Genomic DNA, 24326 nt, shown 5'->3' with positions numbered 1-24326 from the left:
AATAAATTATTCTTTCACAGGAGTGCGTGATGCAGATTGACCTCAGCCAGATGATCACCGAAGGCCGTAACCCGGCGAGCCAAAACATTGACGAGCTATCCACCGAAGCGATGCTGCGCGTCATCAATGATGAAGACAAAAAAGTGGCGCTGGCGGTGGAGGCAATTGTGCCGCAGATCGCACAGGTGGTGGATGCGATTACCGCAGCCTTCAGCAAAGGCGGACGCCTCATTTATTGCGGAGCGGGCACGTCGGGCCGTCTCGGTATTCTCGATGCCAGTGAGTGTCCGCCAACTTTCGGCACGCCGCGCTCGCAGGTCGTCGGTTTAATTGCTGGCGGCCACACCGCGATTTTGCAGGCGGTGGAGAACGCGGAAGATAACGTCGAACAGGGCGCACAGGATTTAAAGGACATCGATTTCAACGCTAATGATGTACTGGTGGGGATTGCTGCCAGTGGCCGTACGCCCTATGTATTGGGCGCGTTAGCCTATGCGAAACAGCAGGGTGCTTTCAGCGCGGCATTAACTTGCAATCCCAACAGCCCCATGTCGCAAGCCGCCGATGTGGCGCTCACCCCGGTGGTGGGGCCAGAAGTCGTCACCGGTTCCTCGCGCATGAAAGCGGGTACAGCGCAAAAGCTGGTGCTCAATATGCTGACCACTGGTGCCATGATCCGCAGTGGCAAGGTGTATGGCAACCTGATGGTCGATGTTGAAGCCACCAACCAAAAGCTGGTGCAGCGCCAAATCAATATCGTGAAACAGGCCACTGACTGCGACGAAGCCACCGCGCAGCAGGCGCTGAACGCGTGTCATGGGCACTGCAAAACCGCCATTGTGATGGTGCTGGCAGGATTGGATGCCAACGAAGCCAAAGCGCTGCTGAAGCAAAACAGCGGCTTTATCCGTAACGCATTGCGTGACGCAGGAGCGCAATAATGGCCGCCATCACCGAAGGACTGCTGCGCGATATCCTGCAAGCGGTAGGAGGCGCGCATAACATCGTGCAGTGCGGTAACTGCATGACGCGCCTGCGCCTCACGCTCGCGGATGCCGCTCTGGTGGATCACGCAAGGTTGAAAACGCTGCCCGGCGTACTGGGGGTGATCGACAGCGATGCGCAACTGCAAATCGTTCTTGGTCCCGGCAAAGCGCAAACTGCCGCAGAGAAAATGCAGGGATTACTGAATAACGATGAAACGGAAAAGCCGCAGGATCTCAGCACCCTTGCCGCCGCTCAAAAGCAGCAGATGAAAGCGAAGCAAACCAGCGCACTGCACCGTTTTCTTTCCTGTTTTGCCACCATCTTCACACCCTTGATCCCCGGTTTTATCGGTGCCGGTTTGCTGCTGGGATTTGCCACGCTGATTGAGCAGATTTTCCACCTCAACCAGCCCGGCGAACATGCGCAGTGGCTGCTGGATACCGTGGCCTACATGAAAGTGTTCGGCAAGGGGCTGTTTACCTTCCTCAGTATCCTGATTGGCTATAACGCGCAGAAAGCCTTTGGTGGCACTGGAGTGAACGGTGCCATTATCGCCTCGCTGTTTGTGCTGGGTTATATGCCAAAAGCCACGGTGGGTTATTACAGCGGAATGTCAGATTTCTTTGGCATGGCGATTGACCCGCGCGGCAATATTATCGGCGTATTATTGGCGGCGATATTCGGTGCGTGGATTGAGAAACAACTGCGTAAAATTATCCCCGATAATCTCGACATGATTTTGACATCGTTACTCACGTTATTAATTACCGGTGCCATTACCTTTATGGTGATTATGCCGATTGGCGGTGAGTTATTTAAAGGCATGTCGTGGTTGTTTATTCATCTCAATAACAATCCCTTTGGCTGCGCTATTTTGGCCGGTCTGTTTTTGATTGCGGTGATGTTCGGGATTCATCAGGGCTTTATCCCGGTCTATTTCGCGTTGATGGAAACTCAGGGATTCAACTCGCTATTCCCGATTCTGGCGATGGCGGGCGCAGGCCAGGTGGGCGCGTCATTGGCGCTGTGGTGCAAGGCCGAAAAGCATTCTCTGCTGCGTACGCAAATCAAAGGCGCAATCGTGCCGGGCCTGTTGGGCGTGGGCGAACCTTTAATTTATGGCGTTACGCTGCCGCGCCTGAAGCCATTTATTACTGCCTGTTGTGGCGGTGCGTTGGGTGGATTCTTCATTGGCTTGGTGGCCTGGCTCGGTCTGCCGGTGGGGATGAATACGGTGTTTGGGCCTTCCGGATTGGTTACGCTGCCGCTGATGACCTCTTCACAGGGGATCTTTGCCGGTATGGCAGTCTATCTCGCGGGGTTAATTGTCGCGTGGGTCGGCGGATTTGCCTTCACCTGGTGGGGCGGGACCAAAGGCGTCGATTTAAGCTGACATCGTCGCTGTTCACCGTAGTGGCGCAACGTATTGTGTCGCTGCGGTGGACCGGAAAGTGAGTCTGATATCGCCCGCAGCAGTGGGGAAAAGCCGGTGTCCCCCTCGATATCGTGCGCTCGAAAATGTGATCTTTGTCACGTTTTTTGCATTTCACCGTATCGCTTAGCCTGGTGCTAATGCTGCCAATAATGCCGTGCCATTCGTAAGTAAACTGCTAAGGAAAAATAAAGAAATTATTAATAAGATAGCAAGCTAATGATTGTAGACTTCTGGACTCAATTATCGCCCAAAGTATTTCCCGCCTCACAAATATTTCGCCATGATGACAACGGGTTATCCCGAATTACCTTTTGCGTCCGATGGCAGAAAAGTCTATACCTAAAACCAATTAATCTATAAAAACAGAATTAACTCTTTATTCGCTGCACCAGACTTTCTTCACACAGTGGTTCTCTGAAATGAATTGCACATCGGGGTTGGTGTTATTCCTGCCGCTTTATCCCCTCGCGATGAATTTAACGCTGTTGCAATAACAGCGTGGACGCTGCACGCCCACTGGAGGAAGTATGAAGTTCACATTAAATCCGATTGCGTTCGGAATATTAGCCGCGCAAGCGCTGTTTTATCCGGCAATAAGCGCGCAAGCCATTACGTTGGGAAGCTATTCACCGCAGGTGAATGACAACCTTTTTGGCGAGCAGAATATTAACGTCAACGGCAGCAATGAAACGCTAACCGGCAATCCAGATTTTGCCCCGGGAACGGATGGTTCAGTGAGTTCGAGCCTGGGGCAGGTGAATATTACATCGGGTGCGCAGTTTCTGAATCAGACGCGTCTTGATCCCGGTCCGCAGAACTTCGCCATCACCGTACCCGATCCGACCACGGGCGGTAACACCACCTTCCAGGTCTACAACTCCGCCAGCCTGGTGGCACAAACGCCAGTGACTTCCGATACCGCCGTGCCGGACGTGGTCAACGTTAACGGCGATCAATACATCAACACGCGCATCGCGGATGTTTCCAACGGTGGCCTGCTTGATGTGAATATTGGGCAAGCGAATGCCGCCAGCAGCGCCAGCACCAACAGCTGGAGCATGGCAGCGAAGCAAACCACGCTGTTTCAGGTGGGCAGCAACAGCACGCTGAACTGGAATTCCAACAATCGCATCAGCTTCTTCGGCACTGCCGCGACACCGGATGGTGCAGGCGCCACGCAATCCTTTCAGGTGCAGAACCTTGCGACCTACAACGGCAGCGTGAATGTGCAAACGCTGGATGGCGTCACACACACCTTCACCGTCACCAGCGCCAGCGAATTGCAGACTTACAATAACTGGCTGATTGGTCAGTTGCAGACGGGCAATCTGGATAAAGCCAACTACCTGACCGAGTTCAACAAAGCGGTTACCGTCACCAATGGCAATATTGTGTACGACGTCAGCGCCACGCCGCCGGATGAGGTCACGCAGCCGATTGGCAACCGCATCGTGGTCAATGCCGATGGCCCAGACGCTCGTGTCAATCTCGCGGCGGGCAACACACTGGAAGTCGTGGGTTCGACAGGCGGGGCGATTAAAGCCTCCAACGGCGCGCAGGCGGTGATTGATGGCAAGCTCGCCAGCCGCGGCACCCTCGCCAATAACGGCACGGCACTGGTGCTCTCTGACCAGAGCAGTGGCAGCACCAGCACCACTGGCGTCATTAATGGCGGGTTCCTCAATCGTCAGGATGGCACCGGCATCGGCTCCACCGGTTATGGTGCCAACGGTGTGCTGGTGCAGAGCGGCAGCGCGTTTAACAACAACGGCATCGTGAATCTCGCTACCATCGGCAGTAACTCGCAGTATGGCGTGGCGGGGATTCGGCTGGAAGATGAGGCGACATCCAGCAACAGCGGCAATATCAACGTTGGCGTAAATGGTTCCAGCGCACGCGGCACCGCCTCTGGTGTGCTGCTGACAGCACCGACCTCCCTCTTCACCAACAATGCCGATGGGCAAATTTATATTGGCCGTGGCCCGCAAAATAGTCTGACCGACAGCGTAGCGGATACCGCGATGAATCAAAGTGGACTCACCAGCGGGATTGCGCTGGTGGCCCACGGCAGAGCGATCAACAACGGCAATATCGTGATTGGCTCAAAGGTGCAGAACGCGGCAGGCATGTCTGCAACGGGAGCCAGCGGCGTCACCATGGTCAATAACGGCACTATTGATGTGAATGGTGCTGCCGCGAGCGTGCCGCGTGAGAACGTGGGGATGCTGGTGACGAACAGCAGCGGCACCATCGATAACAGTGGCACCATCAACCTTAACGGCGTCAACGGTACGGGTGTGAAGGTGGTTGCCACCAATGGCAATACCGCGTCTGCCAGCTCAACGGGGGCCATCAACGTGGCCGGGGGGGCCGATCCGGCCAGCGGCACGCGTAACTTTGGGGTGTGGGTGGAAGGTCAGGGCTCCGGGCAGGCGAGCGCGGACGTCAACGGTCCGGTGAATCTAAGCGGCACGGGCGCGATTGGCGTGCACGCGCGCGGCAATGCCACAGTGGAAGTTGATGCCAACGCGATACCGACGTTCAGCAACGGCAGCAATCAAATCGCTTTCTTTGCCTATGGCCCGAATGCGCGCATCAACGTGGCGGGCAATAATCCCTTCAATGTCACGACTTCCAATTCGACACTGTTCCGCGTTGAGCAGGGCGCAGATTTTGATGGCACGGATCTGTCGCTCACGGCATCAGGTGCGGGTTCTGTGGCGGTAAACGGCAGCGGCACAGGCGGTACCGAAGTGAACACCCGCAATGCCACGCTGAACGTCAGTGGTGCGGGGGCGACCGGCGTCAACATCGAAGGCGGCGCAACAGGCACCATCGACAATGACACCACTATCAACCTCACCGGCAATAACGCCATTGGCGCGATTGTCGATGGGCAGAAACATACGCTGGCGGGCAGCAACAGCGGGGCGCCCGTGGCCAGCACCACGTTGAGTTCTGCAGCGGCACTCAATTCGTCGCAAAGCGGGTTGATCGGCTATCTGGCACGCAATCGGGCCCAGCTCAATAACACCGGCGACATTACTTTCAGCGGCGCGAATGCCACCGGCATACGCGTGGAGAGCGGTGCGACTGGCACCAACAGCGGTAACATCAATATTAATGACGGCGGAACCGGCATTGCGCTCAACAGCAGCGGCAGCACGGCCAATACCACGGCTAACAACAGCGGCAATATCAATGTCAACGGCGGCAGTGCCACCAACCGCAGCAGGGGCGTAAGCGCCAGCGGTAACCGGGCGATTGCTAACCTCAACAGTGGCAACTTGAATCTTAACGGTACTGGTGCGATAGGCGCGGAAGCACTCAACGGCGCATTGGTGAATATCGCGGCTGGCTCGGCGCCTAACTTCAACAGCAGCGATCAGATTGCTTATCACGCGGCGGGCAGTGGTTCACGTATCAACTCTGCCGCCAACGCGCTGGACGTGAATACGCTGAATTCCAGCGGATACCGTATTGATGATGGTGCAGGGCTGAGCTTCAGCAACCCAGCGACGCTCACCGCCAGCGCTGCCAACAGCACCGGCGTGATCGTCTCTGGCCGTGGCAGCACGCTGAACACGGCGAATGTCAATCTTACCGCCAGCGGCCAGGGCAGCACCGCGATCCGTACCGAAGGCGGCGGCGCGACCACACTTGATAGCGGCAGCAGCATTAACCTGAGCGGCAATCGTGCCGTCGGTGTGCTGGTCAATAATCTGCGCACCGATCTGAGCAACGCGCTGGATGGCACGTCAGCAGCCACTATCGTTACCAGCAATGCCAATCTCAGTGGTGCAGGCAGTAATGCCATCGGCTTTGATGTCACCAACGGTGCCACGGTAGTCAACAACGGCACGGTAGACCTCACCGGCAGCAACAATATCGGTATCCGCTCGCGCGCGGGCAGCACACTGACCAATAACGGCACGGTCAATGTGGCGAACGGCACCGGGTTGGATGTGTCTGGCAGCGGCAGCACGCTGGCCAAAGGCGGCGTGATCAATGTCGATAATGGTGTGGCAGGCGTGCGCATCAGTGACGGCGCACAGCTGGCATTAACCGGCAGCGATACCGTGATCACCACGCGTGGCAGTGCGCACGGCATCCTGGTCGATGACGGTGCCAGCGCGCTCAGCGCCAGCGATGCCACAGTGAATGTCCTGGGGAGCGGCAACGGCATCGAAAACCGCGCCGAACTCAGAAATGTTAGCTTGAGCAACCTCACGCTTAATGTGGCGAATGGCAACGGTATCCGCACCGCAGTGCCGTTTGATCCTGACTCAACGGTGACCACCAATGTGTCAGGCAGCGGCACCGGCTTGAACATCGCCAATGCGGATGGATCGACTACCCGTGGCGATTTAACGCTGGGCTCGGGCTATCAATTTAATGTCACCGGCGCGGGTGGCACAGGTATTCGCGCCAACACCACCGGCAATGTCACCACCGCCGCAGATGTCACGATCGATAATCCGGCGGGCGGATCGGCACTGATCTCCAGCACGGCGGGCACTATCGTCAACACCGGGACGTTCACCTCCAACAGTCTGACCGCGCCGGTGGTGGATCTGCGCGGCGGCAAAACCCTCTTCGAAAACTTCGGCAACATCATCACCGTCAATCCACAAACCGTGGCGGTGGCAGGCAGCAATGCTAATGATGAAATCCTGCTGACCGAAGGGGAGGTGCGCGGCGATATCAACCCCGGCGGCGGGTCCGATGTGTTCCGCTGGACGGGCGGATCGCTTAACGGCAGCCTGACCATGGGCAATGACAATAACAATAACGCGGAGGTCAGTAAAGTGGATCTCGGCACCACCTATCACCTCACCAGCGGCAGCGGAACTGGAAATACGCTGACGTTTAATCAGATCGATTCTCGTGGTGGCAGCCTGGGCGCTGACGATCTCAATAAAGGGGTAAACCTGGGCAGCGGTTGGAGCACCATCAACTTTGCCGATACCCAATGGACGCTCACGGATAACCTCAAACTGGCGCACAGCACCATTAATATCGATGAAAATTCAACGCTGTATGCGGGCAACAATGTGCATCCGACGTTAGCGGGCGGCACGGCGAATTCACTCACGGTGAACAACGCCGGTATTCTCGACCTGACTAACGGCGCGGGATCGCCGGGCAACACCTTGAATATCAATGGTTCGCTGGCTTCCAGCGGCGGTCAGCTTAATCTGATCACTGACCTTAACGCAGGTGGCGCGCTGAGCAACCAGTTCACCGACCATCTCAATGTCACGGGTAATGCCACCGGCACCACGCTGATCAACGTCAAACTGACCGACAGCAGCACCGGCGGATTAACGGACTTAAATCGCAATGGCGGCATTGAGGGTAACGAGGGGATTTCACTGGCACAGGTCGCGGGTAACGCTGGCCCTGATAGTTTTGCCCTGAAAGACGGCTATCTCGCTGCGGGGCCGTGGCAATACCGCCTCTACACTTTCGCACCGGGCAGTACCGATCCCAGCCAGCGTTTGGTTAGCGGCAGTGGCGACAATTATTGGGATTACCGGCTGGCGAATTATTACGTGTGTGAAGATGGCGCCAGTTGCCCATCGACCATTATCACCGATGCATTTGGTTCTGAGCACTCCTACAATACGCGTCCCGCAGTGGTGCCGCAGGTACCCTCCTACATCTCCGCACCGGTTGGGCTGGCGTATTACACCTCCGCGATTATCGACGATTTGCATAAGCGTCTCGGCGAATTGCGTCATGAGCAGACACGGCCGGAAGGTGAGGGCGGCGAGATGTTCCTGCGCTACATCGGCTCCAACCTGAAGTACAAAAGTGACCAGAGCTTCCGTGATTACGGTTACGACTTCGATCTGGATTACAGCGCGGTGCAGCTGGGTGGCAACGTTCTGCGCCTCGACGGTGACAAAGACAGCCTGCGCGGTGGCTTAGCCTACACGCGCGGTAATACGCGGATTCGACCGGATGCCGCCGACGGCTACAGCAGCACCACCTTCGACAGCGACAGCCTGGCCTTTTACGGCACCTGGCAGCGTCAAAACGGGTTCTATCTGGATGGCGTGCTGTCGTTCGACTGGCATCGTGGTGAAACCGATATCGCACGGCAAAAACAAGAGGCGAAGCTAAAAGGTCATGGCTGGACGGCCTCAATGGAGAGCGGTTATCCATTTGATCTTGGCGATGGCTACAAACTGGAGCCGCAGGCGCAGTTGATGTACATGAAGCTGAACATGAACGACTTTACCGATGAAGACGGTAACAAGGTGCGCTACGGCGACTACAACCAGACCATCGGACGTTTAGGCGCAAGGCTGGATCGCACCTGGACGGATGACAGCAACCGCCAGTACACCCCTTACCTGCGCGCCAATTACTACAAAGGTTGGGGCGGCACGGTGGACACCAACGTCTCTTCGGTGGAAAACCCTGCATTGAGCGCCACTTTCACCAGCGGCCACTTTGGGCAGATGTGGGAAGTGGGCGCAGGCGGAACCGCCACGTTGCAGAAAGATGTTTCACTGTATGCGGAGGCGGATTATCGCAAAGAGATCAGCGGCAACGGTGCCAAAGGGTGGCGCTATAACGTGGGCGTAAGGTGGCAGTTTTAAGTGAAGACATTGCAAGAGTCGCCTTAAATACCGTCGTCAATGGACTGCGGTATTTGGACAAGTCGCGATAAATGGCGTCAATAAGCGGATGCGGTGTTCAGCCTTGTCGCCATCAATTGTGGGATGGGCTTAGGTACACATTGATGTGCACCTTGCTCATCTTGCGCCCCGGCAAACCTTGATTTCATATACTCTAAATAAAATTTTATCGATCGATTTCTGCCATAAAAAACAGGGATATTATTCACTGTGGCTTTAATTCAGGATAAAAATTAATTCTCATCGCTAAAGACCGCTCCTTGCGCTGCCGAAAAGGTAAAAAAGTGTAATTGATTTTTTCCTTTAGCCTGCATCTTGCAAGGACAACACACATGCGGAACAACCAGCCTATCACTCAGCGTGAATTCATTTTTGACGATGACGCCACGCTGATGTCGACCACCGACCTTAACAGCCATATCACCTATGCCAACGACGCCTTTATTGAGGTCAGCGGTTTCGAGCCGGAGGAGGTCAATGGGCAACCGCATAACATGGTGCGTCACCCGGATATGCCGCCGGAAGCGTTTGCCGACATGTGGGCCACCCTGAAACAGGGCGAACCCTGGACTGCGCTGGTGAAAAATCGTCGTAAGAACGGTGATCACTATTGGGTGCGAGCCAATGCGATTCCGGTGGTGCGCGAAGGAAAGGTGCAGGGCTTCATGTCGGTGCGCACCAAACCTTCCGCCGAAGAGATCCGTCAGACCGAAGCGCTGTACCGTGATTTCCGTGAAGGGCGTGCTAAAGGCCGTCGTTTCCATAAAGGGCTGCTGGTCGGCACCGGCTGGCGTCGTCTCGGCTCACTGCTGAAAACCCTGCCGCTGCGCTGGCGGATTCGATCCACCTTGATCGCCGTGCTGCCGTTGTCCGTGATCGGCGTCTGGCTGCTGGGAGTCGCACCGATGGCGCTGGGCGGTTTTGCCGCTGGCATGGCCGGTTTGTTGCTGTTGGCGAGTCTGTGGCTGGAGCAGCAGATTTCCCGTCCAATGGAGCGTATCTGCCGCCAGGCATTGAGCGTCGCGACTGGCGCCAGTCATAAGGTGGATCAGTTAGATCGTGTGGATGAAATCGGGATCACGCTGCGTGCGATCGGACAGCTCGGCCTGATGTTCCGCTGGCTGGTGGATGATGTCAGCGGCCAGGCGATCAATGTACTCAGTGCCAGCGGTGCGATAGCGCGCAGTAACGACGAATTGAGCCGTCGCACTGAGCAGGCAGCGGCCAACGTGCAGCAGACCGCCGCCACCATGAATGAAATGACCGCCACGGTGAAAAGCAACACCGATACGGCGAATGAAGTGAATAAGCTGTCAGAAAATACCAGCCACGCCGCGCTGAAAGGCGGTGAAGTGATGCAGGAGATGGTGGGGATGATGGCGGATATCGCCGACAGCTCGAAACGCATCGCCAATATTACCAGCGTGATTGACGGTATCGCTTTCCAGACCAACATTCTGGCGTTAAACGCCGCGGTGGAAGCGGCGCGTGCTGGTGAGCAGGGCAAAGGGTTTGCAGTGGTCGCGGGTGAGGTGCGCAGCCTGGCGCAGCGTAGCGCCAAAGCCGCCAGTGAAATCAAAACGCTGGTGGAAACCAGCGCGGGTCGCGTGCAGTCGGGTAGTCATCACGCTGATGCGGCCGGGCGCACCATGCAGGATATTGTCGACCAGGTGCAAAACGTCACGGCATTGATTGCCCAGATCAGTTCTGCCACGGCGGAACAGTCCATCGCGTTAAGTGAAGTGAGTACTGCAGTGGAAGATCTCGACGATATCACGCACCAGAATGCCGCTCGCGTGGCAGAAAGTGCCGAAGCGTCCGGGCGTATGACGCGTCAGGCGAATCGCCTGGTGGAAGCGATTAGCGTATTCCGTTAAAGGAACTCGCACGCTGCGCGAAACGCGCCGAAGCGTCAGCCGAATCGCGTGCTGGAAGCGATCGGCGTGTTTCGTTAAGAGGTTTCGCACGCTGTGAGGAATACGCCGAAGCGGCAGGCTAATCGCCTGGTGGAAGCGATCAGCGTGTTTCGTTAAAAGGTCTCGCACGCTGCGCGAAATACGCCGAAGCGCGTGCTGGAAGCGATCGGCGTGTTTCGTTAAAGCGTCTCGCGCGCTGCCCGTAATGCGCCGGGTGGTGAGCCGACAATGCGTTTAAACGCCCGGCTAAATGCCGCCAGCGAGCCATAACCGAGGTGGAAGGCGACGCTTTCTACCGCTTCGCCCTCATTGACGATCCGCTCTACCGCCAACCGCATGCGCAACTCGGTGAGATAGCGTAACGGCGTCATGCCGGTGGCCGTTTGAAAGCGGGCAGCAAACACCGAGCGTGAACTGCCCGATTCTCTCGCCAGACGTTCCACCGTCCAGTTCTCGCCCGGCGCACGATGCATGGCCGCCATCGCCTGGCTCAGACGCGGGTCTCGCAGCGCCTGCACTAATCCGCTGCCCTTACCGCAGCCGTTCTCAACCCAGCCGCGCACAATCTGCGCTGCCACCACATCTGCCAGACGGGAAAGAATGCCAGCGAAACCGGCTTTGCGGTCGCGGGTTTCGCGCTCCATCGCATCAAGAATCGGCTGGATTTCAGGGTACTGCGCCAGCAAGGTACTCACCAGCATGACATCCGGCATGGTGTGTACCAGCGGCTGCATACCGCCGAGTTCAAACGCCATGCAGGCGCTAAACAGAATCACATCGCTGTCGTCCGGGCAGCCTTCGCTGCTGTCACCAATGTCACAGACGCTGTCACAGATCGGTTTGCTGTTGAAGGTGTCGATCGGTTCACAGATGGCATCCTCGCTGGAGATCAGCGCGTGCGCTTTGCCATGCGGGATCAGCAGCGCATCACCCGCCTGCAACGGATAGATCACGCCAGACGCTGAGCGGATCATTAACGATCCACGGCCAACAAAGTGCAGCTGTGCCTTGCCCGGTGCGTCATCGTATTGCAAACCAAAAGGGGTATGTAAGGCGATACGCTGATATTTCACGCCATACAGGCGCATGCCCATCAGCAGTTCACTGGTCAGATCTTCATAGCGGCTCATACGAATCCAGACGAATTATCAAAAAACAAAGTTTTTGTATCATAGATCGTCTTGCGTCGTCTCACTATGCTTACAACCTGAATTTTTGTGATGGGGATCGCAGATGAGTCTGGATACTGAAGTACTCGAAACAAGTATAGCGGTGGATAAACCCGCATGGGGCGCGGTGTTTGCCATGGCTTTTGGCGTGTTCGGTCTGATAACTGCCGAATTTCTGCCGGTGAGCTTGCTGACACCGATTGCCGACTCGCTGCAAGTGAGTGAAGGGCAAGCGGGACAAACGGTGACCGTGACTGCGCTGGTGGCGCTGCTCACCAGTCTGGTGATCGGTAACATTACGCGCCGCCTTGACCGTCGCCTCGTGATGCTGGCCTTCACGCTGCTGCTGATTGCCTCGGCGCTGCTGGTGGCATTTGCAGAGAACCTGCCGATGATCCTGCTGGCGCGCGTGCTGCTCGGCATGGCGATTGGTGGCTTCTGGACGCTCTCGACCGCGATTACCATGCGGCTGGTACCGAGCGATCAGGTGCCGAAGGCGCTCTCGATAGTGTTCAGCGGTATTTCACTGGCGACCATTATTGCCGCCCCGTTGGGAAGCTATCTGGGGGGCCTGATTGGCTGGCGTAACATTTTCCTGCTGACCGGTGTATTGGGTGTGCTGGCGCTGTTCTGGCAGTTCTTCACGCTGCCTGCGATGCCGCCAGAGAATAAAGCGCGCAGCGGCGGCGTACTGGATCTGCTGCGCAACAGCCTGATGCGCTGGGGCATGCTGGCGGTGATCATGATGTTCACCGGACACTTTGCCTTCTTTACCTATCTGCGTCCGTTCCTGGAAAATAGCGCACAGCTCAACATCAATCAGCTGTCGCTGGTGCTGCTGGCGTTTGGTGTGGCGAATTTCTTCGGTACTTCGCTGGCGGGCTTCCTGGTGACGCGTAGCGTCTCTCTGACGCTGACCGGCATGGCGCTGGTGATGAGCGTGACGGCGGTGGTGCTGGTGAGTTTTGGCAATCTGCCGTGGCTGGTCGGTGCGGGCGTCGCCATGTGGGGACTGGCGTTTGGTTCGATGCCAACGGGCTGGTCAACCTGGATCTCCCGTGCGGTGCCGGATGATGCCGAATCCGGCGGTGGTTTGCTGGTGGCAACCATTCAGCTGGCCATCACTGCGGGTGCCGCGGCAGGTGGCTGGATGTTTGATCTTAACGGTGCGGGCGGTGTGTTCCTCGCCAGTGGCGTGCTGATGCTGCTGGCGGCGATCACTATTTTCACGCGCGTCAGGCATCACGGTTAAGGCTTGGGCGGTATCAATGCTGCTCAAGCGAAGATGCACTGGACCGGAAGGTCACCCTTAGGGTGACCTTTTTTTATTCTCTCTATCACAGCCATAAATCCTGCCTTTCAATCAAAACATGGATTTTTAACCCTTTGTACAGATGTTAATCCAAACGTGCTTTTGTTGTTCAAATTAATAGAATGACATTGCCAAATCTCTCCGCTTTTTTGTGATCAATTTCACGCCTATTATTTATCTCAACAAGGCGATGACGCCTTAACTGATAAAACATTCACTGAGGAATTGACCATGAAATCTATCAAAACTTTTGCTGCTGTTGTTGCCCTGACTGTTCTGCCATTCGCTAGCTTTGCGCAAAGCATCACCGCAACGGATACCACCATCGATGGTGCCGAAGCGCAAATCGCTGCTCAGGCGCATAAAGCTGGTGCTTCCTATAAAGTGACTGAAGCCAACTTCAATAACGGCGTGCACATGACTGCCGAACTGACCAAATAAGTTTGCGTTAACGTTCTGTGCTGACAGGGTGCCTTAGGGCGCCCTGGCGGCGTTGGTAACCTGATAAAAACCTGTCGCTTTCCTCTCTAAATGATTACTATTCTCAAAAAAAATAATCATCCTTCGTCAGCTCGCCTCGGGCTGTCTTTTTGAAATTGGTTGCACTGTCGAGCTTTCACTTCACTGCCATGAGGCGGTGGATTTGCTATGGAGAAGTTATGAAAGCGATTAAAACAACATGGGCGCTGCGTCCATTGCTGCTGGCAACGGCGCTGTTATCTTCCTCTGCGGTGCTGGCTGCGGAGTCTCAGCCGCTGAACCAGGTGATTTCCAAAGGGGCCTACGAACTGGCGTTCAGCAACAGCGATAACGCGCTGTTCCTCGCCACGGCGCAAAACGCCAGCGGCAAAGGTGGCACCGTCTACCGTCTCGACCCGCAGGATCTGTCGGTGAAGCAGACCATCAGCACCGATCTGCCCACCTTTGGCGCTGCCATCAACCAGAAAACCAACACGCTGTTCTTTGGTAACACGCGTGACGCGGCGCTGACCTCGGTGGATGCCAGCAGTGGTAAAGTGCTGAACTCGCTGGTGCTGGATGCGCGTCAACGCAGCGAAAATGTCCGTCCACTGCAGCCGCGTGAAGTGGTCGCCGATGCGGCAACTGACCGCGTGTATGTCACTGGTCTCGGTGAGCAGAGCGTGGTGTGGGTGGTGGATGGCAAAACCCTGAAGCTGGTCAGCACCGTCCCAAACACCGGTAAGATGGGCACCGGTTTGGCTATCGATTCTGCGGCGCAGAAATTGTATGTGACCAACGCCGATGGCGAACTGGTGACCATCAACACGCGCCTCAACGCGATTGAAAAACGCCAGAAAATAGATGGTGATAAAGATCACTTCTTCCTGAATATCGCGCTGGATACCCAGGGCCATCGCATCTTCCTGAGCGACTCGAAACAGCCTCAGGTGCTGGTGCTGGATTCCCGCACTCAGCAGGTGATTCACAAGATTGATGTGCCAGAATCTCTGGCGGTACTGTTCAATGCCGATCGCAACGAGCTGTACGTCACGCATCGCAAAGCGGGTGAGATCAGTATCATCGACGCGAGCAGCTATAAAGTGAAACGCACGGTGAAAGCACCTGGCCTGCCGAACAGCCTGGCGCTGTCAGCAGACGGTAAAGCGCTGTTTGTCAGCATCAAGCAGCCGGGCACGCGTAAAGAGCCGCCAAAAAATCCGGATAGCGTTTTGAAAATCGATCTCTGATCGTAGTTTTCCGAATTAAAGGGCGGCGCGTGCCGCCCTTTGCATTTCCGCACTTTCCTTTCCCGATCCCCCCGCGATATACGCTACCTTTACCTCGACAACACCAATGGAGAGGAAGCAATGAGCCAGTTTTTTATGCATGAGAAAAACGATCTGGTGAACGAAGCCATCGAAGGGGTTTTGCTGAGCACGCCATGGCATAACCTGAGCCGTCTCGATCTCGGTGATGAGATCCGCGTGGTGGTGCGTACGGATTGGGATAAGAGCAAAGTGGCGCTGATCTCCGGCGGCGGATCGGGGCATGAACCGGCGCATGCCGGTTTTGTCGGCAAAGGCATGCTCACGGCGGCGGTGTGCGGAGACATTTTTGCCTCACCGAGCGTCGATGCGGTGCTCAATGCCATCATCAATGTCACTGGCGATGCCGGTTGCCTGTTGATTGTGAAGAACTACACCGGCGATCGCCTGAACTTCGGGCTGGCGGCGGAGAAAGCGAAAAACCTCGGCTACAACGTCGAGTTGGTGATGCTGCAGGACGATATTGCGCTACCGGAAAATCCACAGCCACGCGGTATCGCTGGAACCGTGCTGGTGCACAAGATCGCTGGTTTTGCTGCCGAGCAGGGGCAATCGCTGGAAGATGTTAAAGCGCTGGCGCAACGTGCCATCGACGCCACGTCATCGATTGGGCTGGCCTTTGCCACCTGCCATATTCCCGGCGAAAAGCGTGATGAACGTGTCGAAGCGGGCCATAGCGAGCTGGGCATGGGCATCCACGGTGAACCCGGTGTCATCACGCTGGACACGCAAAACAGCCGTAAAATTAGCAGCATTATGACGGATAAGCTGGCGCAGGCGCTGCCCGACGGCAAGCAGGCCCTGCTGCTGATCAACAACCTCGGCGGATTTTCACAACTGGAGTTGGCGGTATTGACGCGTGAAGTGTTGCAGTCGCCACTGGCGGCGCGGGTCACCCATCTGATCGGCCCGGCAACCCTGGTCAGCGCGTTGGATATGAAAGGGTTCTCACTGTCATTGCTGGCGCTGGAGGAACCGTTCCTGGAGGCGCTGAATGCGCCAGTGCAAGTGCTGGGTTGGGTGCCGGTCTATGACTTCGCCCCGATCAGTTTGCAGAGTGCTGAAAAGGTTGGCAGCGTGCTGGATTTCGATCCGTCCGAGAATGCTCAGGTGGCTGAGTTGGTGGACCGCGTGACGCAGACGTTGATCGATCTGGAAAGCGAACTCAACGCGCTGGATGCCAAAGTCGGCGACGGTGATACCGGCTCAACCTTTGCGGCAGGTGCGAAGAAGATTCAGCGCGGTCTGCGTGACAAGCAGTTGCCACTGGATGAGCTGCCAACCCTGATGGCGCTGATCGGTGAACAACTGGCCACGGTGATGGGCGGATCGAGTGGTGTGCTGATGTCGATTCTGTTCACCAGCGCCGGTCAACAGCTTGAAGAGGGCAGCGCTTTGCCGCAGGCGTTGATGCACGGTCTGGAACGTATGAAGCATTACGGTGGCGCGCAGCCGGGACATCGTACGTTAGTGGATGCGCTGCAACCTGCGCTGGAGGCGTTAGTGGCGGGTGAGTCACTGGCCGCTGCGGCGAAAGCCGCTCAGCTAGGCGCGGATGCCACGGCAAAAATGCAGAGTGCCAAAGCGGGACGTTCAGCGTATCTGAATCAGCAGAGTCTGGATGGGGTGAAAGATCCGGGTGCTTACGCCGTTGAGAAGGTGTTTACGGTGCTGGCTGGTTGATTGTTGCTGTTCTAATAGCATTCAACTTTATGCATTTTAGGGGGCAGCCTAAAGGCTCCCCCTACGCATAATGGTAGCGGCGCGATGTATCACGCGCACCTGAAGCGATGTTACTGCTTACGACTGTTCATTGTCGTTCCCCTACTCGTTGGAGTGGTGCCCAACTTTCGGGGTTCACTTCATCAATTACGCCGCTAAAACGCAACCTTACTCAGCCGACTCGCGCATCATCTCTTGATGCGGGATATCCGCCAGAATTTGCTCGAAGCTGCGCAGACGTTTGTAGATCGACATCAGTTCTACCAGCGTTGACCACGACGAGATCAGATACTGGAACGACGATCGTACCTGATCAAACACATTGGTTATCTGGTTGAGCAAACCGAGCGTAATGGTCCCGGCCACAATCGACGGGAACAGCAGGAACAGCCCGAACACGTTATCGACCTGTAGATAGAGAATGCGGGTGATGTTGAAATAGAGATAGTGGAAATAGAGACGGAAATAGTTAAAGCGCACGCGGCTAAACAGCTCATTCACCGTCGGCGGTGACGCGCGATCGGCGTTGTCTTCGCCATACACCAACTCTTTACGATAGGCAGCTTCAACTCGCTGATTGCGGAACTCCAGCCCCGGTAATTTAATCCCGACTATCGCCAGCAGTCCGGTACCAAACACCGACCATAGCACCGCCGCAATCACCAGCGCATACGGAATGTTGCCTAGCAGCGGGATATCTTTGACGTGGTGTGACAGGGTGATCAGCACCGGCAGGAACGCCACCAGCGTCATAATCGCCTGAATAAAGCTCACGCCCCAATCTTCCAGCGTGCTGGCAAAGCGCATGGTGTCTTCCTGAACACGCTGTGCGGCACCTTCAACATGGCGCAGGCGCTGCCAGTTATGCATGTAATAGTTGTTCATCGCGGTGCGCCAGCGGAACACCCAGTGGCTGATAAAGAATGAGTTCATCACGCCAATCACTACCGCAATCAATGCGATACCTAAAAAGGCGAGAACCTGCTGGTAAAATTCAGCAATCTGCACCGATCCAGATTTGGTTAAGGCCTTTTGAATCAAATCATAGAATGGACCATACCAGGCATTGACCGCTACGCCGACCTGCACACCAAACCAGGTGACAAAGATGATTAAGGCTGCGCCCCACACTGACCAGCGCTGCCACGGATGGTTATCAATCACCTTCCAGGCAAGGGCGAAAATCGCCGCAACAATCCAGTAATAGGCATAGAACCATAACTGGCTGGCGTGAATAAAACGGCTGGCATTGGTGGGCAGCGGCTGTTGCATCGCCGCATGCAGCGAAGGCCACAGGGCAGGCAAATCATTGGCAAAGCCGAACCAGGCGAAAATCGCAATCAAACTCCAAATCGCGGCCGAGCTGAAAAACAGCGCTGGCCGCGGAAAATAGGACTTAAACATAGGCACTCCGCTGTTGTGTGTACTCTTTTATACCGCGTCAGACAGTGTTTTGTCTGTTGTGGGTTGTATCTGACGATGACAGCATCGGCGCAGTTATGTAAAGCAGTGCTGCGAGTTGTTAAGTAATTTGTGCGCATTTGTTTCTAGAAACTAAATTAATACTGTTTGTAGTGTTACACTATGCGCACTGTTACCGGTAACAGTGACGCTGTATCCCTTAAGCCACAACTAAAAAAACAATACAACGCAACGAGTTAACTTTCATACCGCATTCATGTGGTAATGAGGCAATGTCATGTCAGAACAAAAAAATGGCCACAGTCGCAGGGATTTTCTGCTGAGAACCATCACCCTGGCGCCAGCCATGGCCGTTGGCGGTTCGGCGATGGGCGCGTTGGTGGTACCAATGGCCGCAGGAGCAGCAGAGCAACCCGTCGCACCTCAGCAAGCACGCGCTTATCAGCCCACCTGGTTTACGGCGGAAGAGTTTGCCTTTATCACTGCGGCAGTGGCGCGCCTGATCCCCAATGACGAACGCGGCCCTGGCGCACTGGAAGCTGGCGTGCCGGAGTTTATCGATCGTCAAATGAACACGCCTTACGCCACCGGCAGCAACTGGTACATGCAGGGACCTTTCAATCCCGATTTGCCCAAAGAGCTGGGCTATCAGTCTCCGCTGGTGCCGCAGCAAATTTATCGCCTCGGCCTCGCTGATGCGGATGGCTGGAGCAAAAAACAGCATGGCAAAGTGTTTGCCGAGTTAACCGGTGAACAGCAAGACGCACTGCTCACTGCGTTTGAAAGCGGCCAGGCGGAATTTCCGCAGCTGGCAGCTAAGACCTTCTTCTCCTTCCTGCTGCAGAACACCCGCGAGGGTTACTTCAGCGATCCAATCCATGGTGGAAACCAGGGCATGGTGGGCTGGAAGCTGATTGGCTTCCCAGGCGCACGCGCCGACTTTATGGATTGGGTAGAGCGCGGTGAACGTTATCCGTTCCCGTCAGTGGATATTCGCGGGGAGAGGGCGTAACCGTGGCAAATGAATTGAAAAAAGTAGATGCAGTGGTCGTGGGTTTCGGCTGGGCTGGCGCGATCATGGCGAAAGAACTCACCGAGGCCGGTCTGACGGTGGTCGCACTGGAGCGCGGTCCGCATCGTGATACCTATCCTGATGGTTCTTACCCGCAGTCGATTGATGAACTGACGTATAACATCCGCAAAAAGCTGTTCCAGGATCTGTCAAAAAGCACCGTCACTATCCGTCACGATGCTTCACAAACGGCGGTGCCTTATCGCCAGCTGGCGGCATTTTTGCCGGGCACCGGCACCGGCGGTGCGGGTCTGCACTGGTCCGGCGTACATTTTCGTGTCGATCCGGTGGAGCTGAACCTGCGCAGCCACTACGAGCAACGCTACGGTAAAAACTTCATCCCGGAAGGTATGACGATTCAGGACTTTGGCGTCAGCTATGATGAGCTGGAGCCGTTCTTTGATCAGGCTGAAAAAGTATTTGGTACGTCCGGCAGCGCCTGGTCGATCAAAGGCCAGCTGCAGGGCAAAGAGAAAGGCGGTAACCCTTACGCGCCGGATCGTTCCAGTGCTTTCCCACTGCCTGCACAGAAACGCACTTATTCTGCACAGTTGTTTGCACAGGCCGCTGAATCAGTGGGTTATCACCCTTACGATATGCCGTCGGCAAACACCTCAGGCCCGTACACCAACACCTACGGCGCACAGATGGGGCCGTGTAACTTCTGCGGTTACTGCAGCGGTTATGCCTGCTACATGTACTCCAAAGCGTCGCCGAACGTAAATATCCTGCCTGCACTACGTCAGGAGCCGAAGTTCGAACTGCGTAACAACTCCTACGTGTTGCGTGTGAATCTGACGGATGACAAGAAGCGTGCCACTGGCGTGACCTATCTGGATGGCCAGGGCCGTGAAGTGGTGCAGCCTGCAGATCTGGTTATTCTGTCGGCGTTCCAGTTCCATAACGTGCATCTGATGTTGCTGTCAGGCATCGGCAAACCGTATAACCCGATCAGCAACGAAGGTGTAGTAGGCCGTAACTTTGCCTATCAGAACATCTCGACCCTGAAAGCGCTGTTCGACAAGAACACCACCACCAACCCGTTTATCGGGGCAGGCGGTGCGGGCGTCGCGGTGGATGACTTCAACGCGGATAACTTCGACCACGGTCCACACGGTTTTGTCGGCGGCTCACCGTTCTGGGTGAATCAGGCGGGTACCAAGCCGATCTCCGGTCTGCCAACGCCAAAAGGCACGCCAAACTGGGGCAGCCAGTGGAAAGCTGCTGTCGCCGATACTTACAACCATCACATTTCGATGGATGCGCACGGTGCGCACCAGTCGTATCGCGCTAACTATCTCGATCTCGATCCGAACTACAAAGATGTCTATGGTCAGCCGCTGCTGCGCATGACTTTTGACTGGCAGGATAACGACATCAAGATGGCGCAGTTTATGGTCGGCAAGATGCGCAAAATCACCGAAGCGATGAACCCAAAAATGATCATCGGCGGCGCCAAAGGACCAGGCACGCACTTCGATACTACCGTGTACCAGACCACGCACATGAGCGGCGGTGCGATCATGGGTGAAGATCCGAAAACCAGTGCGGTAAACCGCTATCTGCAGAGCTGGGATGTGCCAAACGTGTTTGTCCCTGGTGCGTCTGCGTTCCCGCAGGGCCTCGGCTACAACCCAACCGGCATGGTGGCGGCGCTGAGCTACTGGTCAGCCAAAGCTATCCGCGAGCAGTATCTGAAAAACCCCGGCCCACTGGTTCAGGCATAAGGAACACGGCGATGATCAAAAGCATTTTGGCCCTGTTTCTGGGCACGATGACGTTCGCCGCAGTGGCGGACGAAGCAGGTTCGGACGCACTGGTAAAGCGCGGTGAGTATCTGGCGCGCGCGGGCGACTGCGTGGCCTGTCACAGCACTGCAGGCGGCAAGCCGTTTGCAGGTGGCTTACCGATGGCGACGCCCATTGGCACCATTTACTCCACCAACATCACGCCGGATAAAACCACCGGTATCGGTGACTACAGCTACGACGATTTCCAGAAAGCGGTGCGTCACGGCGTGGCGAAAAATGGCGATACGCTCTATCCAGCGATGCCTTATCCGTCTTACGCGGTGGTCAGCGATGACGACATGCAGGCGTTGTATGCCTACTTTATGCATGGCGTACAGCCGGTGTCGCAGGCTAACAAAGACAGCGATATTCCCTGGCCGCTGTCGATGCGCTGGCCGCTCTCCATCTGGCGCGGCATGTTTGCACCAGACGTGAAAGCGTTCCAGCCAGCCGCGCAGGAAGATCCGGCGCTGGCGCGTGGTCGTTATCTGGTGGAAGGATTGGGTCACTGCGGTGCCTGCCATACGCCACGCAGCATCACCATGCAGGAAAAAGCGCTGACCAACGGTGAAGGCAATGATTACCTGTCAGGCAGCAGCGCACCGATTGACGGCTGGACCGCCAGCAATCTGCGTGGTGACAACCGTGATGGTTTAGGCCGCTGGAGCGAAGGTGACCTGAAACAGTTCCTGCGCTATGGCCGCAACGATCACACCGCTGTGTTTGGTGGCATGACCGACGTGGTACAGCACAGCCTGCAGTATTTGAACGACGAAGATATCAGCGCCATTGCTAAGTATCTGAAATCGCTGGGTGCGAAGGATGCCAGCCAGACAGTGTTTACGCAGGACGATGCCGTTGCCAAAGCATTGTGGAAGGGCGATGACAGCCAGCCAGGCGCATCAGTGTATGTCGATAGCTGTGCGGCCTGTCATAAAACCGACGGCAGCGGCTATCAGCGCTTCTACCCGGCGCTGCGTGGCAATCCGGTGGTGATGGCCGAGGATCCCACCTCGCTGATCCATATCGTGCTGGTGGGCGGCACCTTGCCTGGCGTGCAGGGTGCACCGTCAGCCATCACCATGCCGGCGTTCGGCTGGCGTCTGAACGACAACCAGGTCGCTGATGTAGTGAACTTCATCCGCGGCAGCTGGGGTAACGGCGCGAAGTCGACGGTAACGGCGAAGGATGTGGCGAAGCTGCGTAAGGATGAAGCGGTCGAGTCGAAGCAAGGCAGTGCGGATATTAAGGTGCTGGAAGGGCAGTAAAGTAACATAAAGCGGGGTGCAAGTTTGCATACCGCTTTAACCCGATAAGGCCGCCATTATCATCATTGGCGGCCTTTTATTATGTGCGTGAGCGCGGGCTGATGCACTTCTGCGTCGCGAGGACGTCAGACCTAAGCGGCTCCGGACTGCGTTATCACCCGTTACCTACCGCTGGATATCAAGACACCTTCCGTCTTGTTAAATATTCTCCAAATCCAGCCCACGCGTCTTCGGACCGTAAATCCCCACTGACAGCATGACCATCAGCATGCTCAGCACGATAAAGGCGATCACGCCCTGACTGCCGGCGTACTGCAAAATAAGGCCAATCAAAATACTGCTGAACACCGTCGACAGGCGGCTGAACGAGTAGCAGAAACCCACCGCGCGAGCGCGAATATGCGTAGGGAAAATCTCGGTCTGGTAAGCGTGATAGCTAAAGGTCAGCCACGCGTTGCTATAGGTGATCAGGAAGCCACAGATGATCATCAGCACCGGATTGGTTGCCAGCGCAAACAGCGTACCGAACACCACCGTCATCAGGGAGGAGAAAACGATTTGCCATTTGTTCTCGAGTTTATCGGCGTAGCGGCTGCAAATCAGTGAGCCCAGCGGATAGGCGAGAGTAATGAAAAAGGCATACAGCAAGCTGTGCGTCACGGTCGCACCTTTACCGGACAGCAACGCAGGCAGCCAGTTACCGAAGCCGAAGAAGCCAATCGCCTGGAAGAAATTCATCACCACCAGCATCAGCGTACGCTTGCGGTAAGCCGGTGACCAAATCTCGCTGAAGCGACCTTTTTTCGGCAACGCTGCGGAGGCATCGCTGTCAGAGAAATCTGCGACCGGCGCAATACCGCAGCGTTTCTCCATTTCACTCAGCACCTTATGCGCTTCCTGATGACGGCCCTGCTGTGCCAGCCAGCGTGCCGATTCCGGCAGGTTTTTACGAATCAGCCAGATTACCAGTGAACAGACAGCGCCAGCGATCACCACCCAGCGCCAGCCTTCAAGGCTCAGGATGGTTTGTGGCACCAGCCACCATGACATCAGCGCCACCGCGGGTACGGACAGGAACTGGATAAAGAAAGAGTAGGCAAAAGCGCGGCTGCGGAGATGAGCAGGCACCCATTCAGACAGATAGGTATCGATGGTCACCAGCTCAACGCCGAGGCCAATACCGACCAGGAAGCGGAACAGGATGATCATTTCAGCGCTCTGCTGGAACGCCATCAACAGCGAGAACACGCCGTACCATGCCAGTGCGCACATAAAGGTTAGACGACGACCAAAGCGGTCGGCATAGGGTGCTAACAGGCTGGCACCGACGAACAGGCCGAGGAAAGTGGCAGAAGCAAAGGCAGCCTGGTCAGCAATGCCGAAGACCCCTTCCGAGCCGGTATGAAACACGCCAGCAGCCAGTAGACCAGAGCTGATATAGCCGGTTTCAAACAGATCGTAGAGTTCAAAAAAACCACCCAGTGCCAGCAGCGTAATAAAACGCCATAAGCCTGCGGATGAGGGCAGCGCATCGATGCGCCCGGCTAAGGTGCGGCGATCCGCTGCGATGTGATCGTTCGCCATCCCTGTCGAAGTGATTGTTGTCATTATTGGATAAACCTCGGTGTTTGCAGAACTCGCACGGTTTTATGGGTTTTAAAAATAATTAACCGTTAGCAAGCGAAGGAATAGCAGGATAATCAATTCATCGCGGGTTGCCGAGAGGGGCAACGGTGACATTTTCGCAATCTACGTTGCAGTTCACAGAAGTGTGATCGCCGTCCATGGCGATGCAT

The 24326-nt window shown here is 56.0% G+C and carries 14 protein-coding genes; 11 read left to right on the top strand and 3 right to left on the bottom strand.

Annotated features, from left to right (window positions below; genetic code table 11):
• Positions 1–29 precede the first annotated feature (29 nt).
• The 4 genes from murQ (at position 30) to LH22_RS00490 (ending at position 10949) form a co-directional block, all read left to right on the top strand.
• Positions 30–941 carry an N-acetylmuramic acid 6-phosphate etherase gene (gene murQ / locus LH22_RS00505; protein ID WP_038643599.1) on the top strand — a complete coding sequence of 304 codons (912 nt, stop codon included), beginning with the start codon at positions 30–32 and terminating at the stop codon, positions 939–941.
• The gene (gene murP / locus LH22_RS00500) at positions 941–2380 is read left to right on the top strand and encodes a PTS N-acetylmuramic acid transporter subunit IIBC (protein WP_038643598.1); all 1440 of its coding nucleotides are present in this window, start codon (positions 941–943) and stop codon (positions 2378–2380) included. Before murQ ends, murP begins: the two co-directional genes overlap by 1 nt.
• A gap of 569 nt (positions 2381–2949) precedes the next feature.
• Entirely contained in the window at positions 2950–9033 is a 6084-nt protein-coding gene (locus LH22_RS00495; RefSeq protein ID WP_038643597.1) for an autotransporter outer membrane beta-barrel domain-containing protein, read from the top strand.
• 371 nt (positions 9034–9404) lie between these two features.
• Positions 9405–10949 (top strand): methyl-accepting chemotaxis protein, encoded by a 1545-nt coding sequence (locus LH22_RS00490; protein ID WP_038643596.1) that lies wholly within the window; start codon positions 9405–9407, stop codon positions 10947–10949.
• A 218-nt stretch (positions 10950–11167) separates the two neighbouring features.
• Here the strand turns inward: LH22_RS00490 and LH22_RS00485 are convergent, their stop codons facing one another.
• Positions 11168–12118 (bottom strand): AraC family transcriptional regulator, encoded by a 951-nt coding sequence (locus LH22_RS00485; protein ID WP_038643594.1) that lies wholly within the window; start codon positions 12116–12118, stop codon positions 11168–11170.
• A 103-nt stretch (positions 12119–12221) separates the two neighbouring features.
• Between LH22_RS00485 and LH22_RS00480 the strand changes: the two genes are divergently transcribed.
• From LH22_RS00480 to LH22_RS00465, 4 genes are all read left to right on the top strand, one after another.
• Entirely contained in the window at positions 12222–13409 is a 1188-nt protein-coding gene (locus tag LH22_RS00480; protein ID WP_038643592.1) for an MFS transporter, read from the top strand.
• Positions 13410–13700: 291 nt separating this feature from the next.
• Positions 13701–13910, top strand: a complete 210-nt coding sequence (locus LH22_RS00475) for a DUF1471 domain-containing protein (protein ID WP_038643590.1) — start codon at positions 13701–13703, stop codon at positions 13908–13910.
• A gap of 218 nt (positions 13911–14128) precedes the next feature.
• The gene (locus LH22_RS00470) at positions 14129–15178 is read left to right on the top strand and encodes a YncE family protein (RefSeq protein WP_038643589.1); all 1050 of its coding nucleotides are present in this window, start codon (positions 14129–14131) and stop codon (positions 15176–15178) included.
• A 120-nt stretch (positions 15179–15298) separates the two neighbouring features.
• Positions 15299–16939, top strand: a complete 1641-nt coding sequence (locus tag LH22_RS00465) for a dihydroxyacetone kinase subunit DhaK (RefSeq protein WP_038643588.1) — start codon at positions 15299–15301, stop codon at positions 16937–16939.
• A gap of 207 nt (positions 16940–17146) precedes the next feature.
• On the opposite strand, the gene sbmA is transcribed toward LH22_RS00465, so the two are convergent.
• Positions 17147–18382: a peptide antibiotic transporter SbmA gene (sbmA, locus tag LH22_RS00460; RefSeq protein ID WP_038643586.1), complete on the bottom strand. Its 1236-nt coding sequence runs from the start codon at positions 18380–18382 to the stop codon at positions 17147–17149.
• A 295-nt stretch (positions 18383–18677) separates the two neighbouring features.
• Here sbmA and LH22_RS00455 point away from each other — a divergent pair, with 295 nt between their 5' ends.
• Genes LH22_RS00455 through LH22_RS00445 form a run of 3 tightly spaced genes read left to right on the top strand, consistent with a single transcriptional unit; the run spans position 18678 to position 22530 of the window.
• A complete protein-coding gene (locus LH22_RS00455; protein ID WP_038643585.1) occupies positions 18678–19412 on the top strand; it encodes a gluconate 2-dehydrogenase subunit 3 family protein in 735 nt (244 codons plus the stop codon).
• A gap of 2 nt (positions 19413–19414) precedes the next feature.
• Positions 19415–21199 carry a GMC family oxidoreductase gene (locus LH22_RS00450; protein ID WP_038643584.1) on the top strand — a complete coding sequence of 595 codons (1785 nt, stop codon included), beginning with the start codon at positions 19415–19417 and terminating at the stop codon, positions 21197–21199.
• Between the two features lie 11 nt (positions 21200–21210).
• Positions 21211–22530, top strand: a complete 1320-nt coding sequence (locus LH22_RS00445) for a c-type cytochrome (protein ID WP_038643583.1) — start codon at positions 21211–21213, stop codon at positions 22528–22530.
• 198 nt (positions 22531–22728) lie between these two features.
• Here LH22_RS00445 and LH22_RS00440 read toward each other — a convergent pair whose 3' ends face one another.
• Positions 22729–24138 carry an MFS transporter gene (locus LH22_RS00440; RefSeq protein WP_038643581.1) on the bottom strand — a complete coding sequence of 470 codons (1410 nt, stop codon included), beginning with the start codon at positions 24136–24138 and terminating at the stop codon, positions 22729–22731.
• Positions 24139–24326 lie beyond the last annotated feature (188 nt).

The sequence above is a fragment of the Pantoea rwandensis genome (genome assembly GCF_000759475.1).
Taxonomy (GTDB): domain Bacteria; phylum Pseudomonadota; class Gammaproteobacteria; order Enterobacterales; family Enterobacteriaceae; genus Pantoea; species Pantoea rwandensis_B.
This window is presented reverse-complemented; position numbering and strand designations above follow the sequence as displayed.